The organism is Actinoallomurus acaciae (assembly GCF_042429965.1).
Lineage (GTDB): Bacteria > Actinomycetota > Actinomycetes > Streptosporangiales > Streptosporangiaceae > Actinoallomurus > Actinoallomurus acaciae.
Genome location: NZ_JBHLZP010000801.1, coordinates 1 through 2,686, shown reverse-complemented (window position 1 = coordinate 2,686; position 2,686 = coordinate 1). Strand labels below are relative to the sequence as shown.

General features: G+C 75.1%; 5 protein-coding genes and 1 pseudogene. All 6 read left to right on the top strand.

Features of this window, described 5'->3' with window-relative positions; translation table 11 throughout:
* Positions 1–584: precorrin-3B C(17)-methyltransferase (locus ACFFNX_RS47200; RefSeq protein WP_378212932.1), on the top strand; the 584-nt coding region annotated here is incomplete at its 5' end.
* The gene (locus ACFFNX_RS47195) at positions 575–769 is read left to right on the top strand and encodes a hypothetical protein (RefSeq protein ID WP_378212930.1); all 195 of its coding nucleotides are present in this window, start codon (positions 575–577) and stop codon (positions 767–769) included. The genes ACFFNX_RS47200 and ACFFNX_RS47195, both read left to right, overlap by 10 nt.
* Complete coding sequence (locus ACFFNX_RS47190; RefSeq protein ID WP_378212928.1) at positions 766–1,377, top strand: precorrin-8X methylmutase; 612 nt, start codon at positions 766–768, stop codon at positions 1,375–1,377. The genes ACFFNX_RS47195 and ACFFNX_RS47190 overlap by 4 nt, the downstream gene beginning before the upstream one ends.
* A complete protein-coding gene (locus ACFFNX_RS47185) occupies positions 1,374–2,225 on the top strand; it encodes a sirohydrochlorin chelatase (protein WP_378212927.1) in 852 nt (283 codons plus the stop codon). The genes ACFFNX_RS47190 and ACFFNX_RS47185 overlap by 4 nt, the downstream gene beginning before the upstream one ends.
* Entirely contained in the window at positions 2,209–2,349 is a 141-nt protein-coding gene (locus ACFFNX_RS47180; RefSeq protein ID WP_378212926.1) for a hypothetical protein, read from the top strand. Before ACFFNX_RS47185 ends, ACFFNX_RS47180 begins: the two co-directional genes overlap by 17 nt.
* A pseudogene (locus ACFFNX_RS47175) lies at positions 2,339–2,686 on the top strand (Rv2231c family pyridoxal phosphate-dependent protein CobC); the annotation flags it as partial. The gene ACFFNX_RS47180 and the pseudogene ACFFNX_RS47175, both read left to right, overlap by 11 nt.

The following is a 2,686-nucleotide window of genomic DNA, read 5'->3' as shown; positions in this document are numbered from 1 at the left end:
CGCGGGTGCTCGCCTCGGGCCTCGGCCAGGAGGAGGAGCGGGCCCGTACCGCCGTCGCGGAGGCGACGGCGGGCCACGCCGTGGCGCTCGTCGGCTCGGGCGACGCGGGCATCTACGCGATGGCCAGCCCGGCCCTGGAGTTCGCCGGGGACGACATCGACGTCGAGGGCGTGCCGGGCATCACCGCCGCCGTGGCCGCCGCGAACCTCCTCGGCGCGCCGCTCGGCCACGACCACGCGTACATCTCCCTGTCGGATCTGCACACGCCGTGGGAGGTCATCGAGCGCCGCGTCACCGCCGCCGCGGAGGGCGACTTCACGGTCTGCTTCTACAACCCGCGCAGCCGGGCCCGCGACTGGCAGCTGCCCAAGGCGCTGAGCGTCCTCGCCGGCCATCGGCCGCCGTCGACGCCGGTCGGGTACGTGCGAAACGCCGGCCGCCCCGACGAGTCGGTCACGCTGACCACCCTGGCGGAGGCCGACCCCGCGCGGATCGACATGTTCACGGTCGTGGTCGTCGGTTCCAGCCGCAGCCGTACGGTGGCCGGGCGTTTTGTCACCCCCCGGGGGTATCGATGGGCCTGATCGCCGCCTGGGTCACCTGGCGCCGCACCGGCGACGGCGCGTGCCCGCCGACCCGCTCCGAACGCGCCGTCCGGCCGTACGCGGGCCGGGCCGCCGGCCGCATGAGCCCTCTCTACGCCCTGGACGGCACCGGCCGCGGTGACCGTGTCGAGGTCCGTCCCGTGGACGCCATCGAGGAGATATGAGAACCATCCACCCCATCGAGGCGCGGTCCATGGAGATCCTGCGCTCGCGCGTCGACCTCGGCGCGCTGCCACCCCTCACCCGGGCCGTCACCGAACGCGTCATCCACGCCAGCGCCGACCTGGAGTACGCCACCGACCTGGTCGCCGACGAGGCCTGCCTCCGGCAGGGGCTGCGGGCGCTGCGCGACGGCGCGCCGATCGTCACCGACGTCGCGATGGTCGCGGCCGGGATCACCGCGCGGCCGGTGATCTGCTCGATCGGCGACCCGGCCGTCGCGTCCGACGGCCTGACCCGTTCGGCCGCGGGGATCCGCCGGTCCTACGCCAAGACCGGACCGGGCGCGGTCTGGGTCGTCGGCAACGCGCCGACCGCGCTGGAGGAGATCATCGAGTACGGCGTCGCGCCGGCCCTCGTGATCGGCCTGCCGGTCGGGTTCGTCGGCGCCGCCGAGTCGAAGGCCGCGCTGCGCGACAGCGGCCTGCCCGCCGTCAGCAACGTCTCGGAGAAGGGCGGGTCGGCCGTTGCCGCCGCCGCCCTCAACGCCCTGCTGTACTTCGAGGAGGGCGCGCCGCCGTGGTCACCATCACCGACGAAGGAGGACTCATGACGCCGCTGCTGGTGGTCGGCCACGGAACGCGTGACGACGCGGGGGTGGCCGAGTTCGGCCGCTTCGTCGAACGCCTGCGCGGACGGCTGCCCGTGGACGTCGCCGGAGGGTTCATCGAACTCTCTTCGCCGCCGCTGACCGACGCGGTCGCCTCGCTGTACGCCGACGGGCACCGGCACGTCGCGGCGGTCCCCCTCGTCCTCGTGGCGGCCGGGCACGCCAAGGGCGACATGCCCGCCGCGCTGGCCCGCGAACGCGCCCGCCACCCCGGTCTGACGTACGCCTACGGCCGTCCGCTGGGTCCGCACCCGACGCTGCTGCGGCTGCTGGAGGAACGCCTCGACGCCGTACTGGACCCGGCCGAGCGCGCGGACACCGCCGTACTCCTCGTCGGCCGGGGCTCCACCGACCCGGACGCCAACGCGGAGGTGTGCAAGGCGGCCCGGCTGCTGTGGGAGGGCCGCGGCCTGTCCACGGTGGAGACCGCGTTCGTCTCCCTGGCCCGCCCGAGCGTGCCGGAGGGCCTCGAACGCTGCCGGCGGCTCGGCGCCCGCCGCGTGGTCGTCCTGCCGTACTTCCTGTTCCCCGGCGTGCTGCCGGACCGCGTTGCGGCGGAGGCACGGGCGTTCACGGGCGTCGAGGTGCGCTGCGCGGAGGTGATCGGCGACTGTGACGGGCTGGCCGGCCTGGTGGCCGAACGCTACGACGAGGCGCTGCGCGGCGACATCCGCATGAACTGCGACACGTGCGTGTACCGGCTGCCGATGCCGGGCTTCGAACACCGCGTCGGCGCGCCGCAGCGGCCGCACCACCATCCCGACGACCCGACCCATGCCCATGTCCATTGACGGTGAGTGCGTCGACGTCGACCCGCGGCATCACGGTGGCCCCGGGGTCGACCTCGCGGTGAACGTCCGGCACGGCGCGCCGCACCACCACCCCGACGACCCGGCCTACGCTCATGTCCGTTGACGGTGAGTGCGTGAGCGACGTCGACCTGCGGCATCACGGTGACGCCGAGGTCGCCCCGGGGCTGGTGGACCTCGCGGTGAACGTGCGGCACGGCACGCCGCCCGAGTGGCTCGCCGCCCTGCTGCGCGACAGCGTCGCCGGCCTCGCCGCGTACCCCGACCCGGGCCGCGCCCGGCGTGCCGTCGCGCGACGCCACGGGCGGGACGAGGAGGAGGTCCTGCTCACCGCGGGCGCCGCCGAGGCGTTCGTGCTGCTCGCCCGCGTGCTGCGGCCCTGTCGCGCCGTGGTCGTGCACCCCCAGTTCACCGAGCCGGAGAGCGCCCTGCGCGCCGCCGGT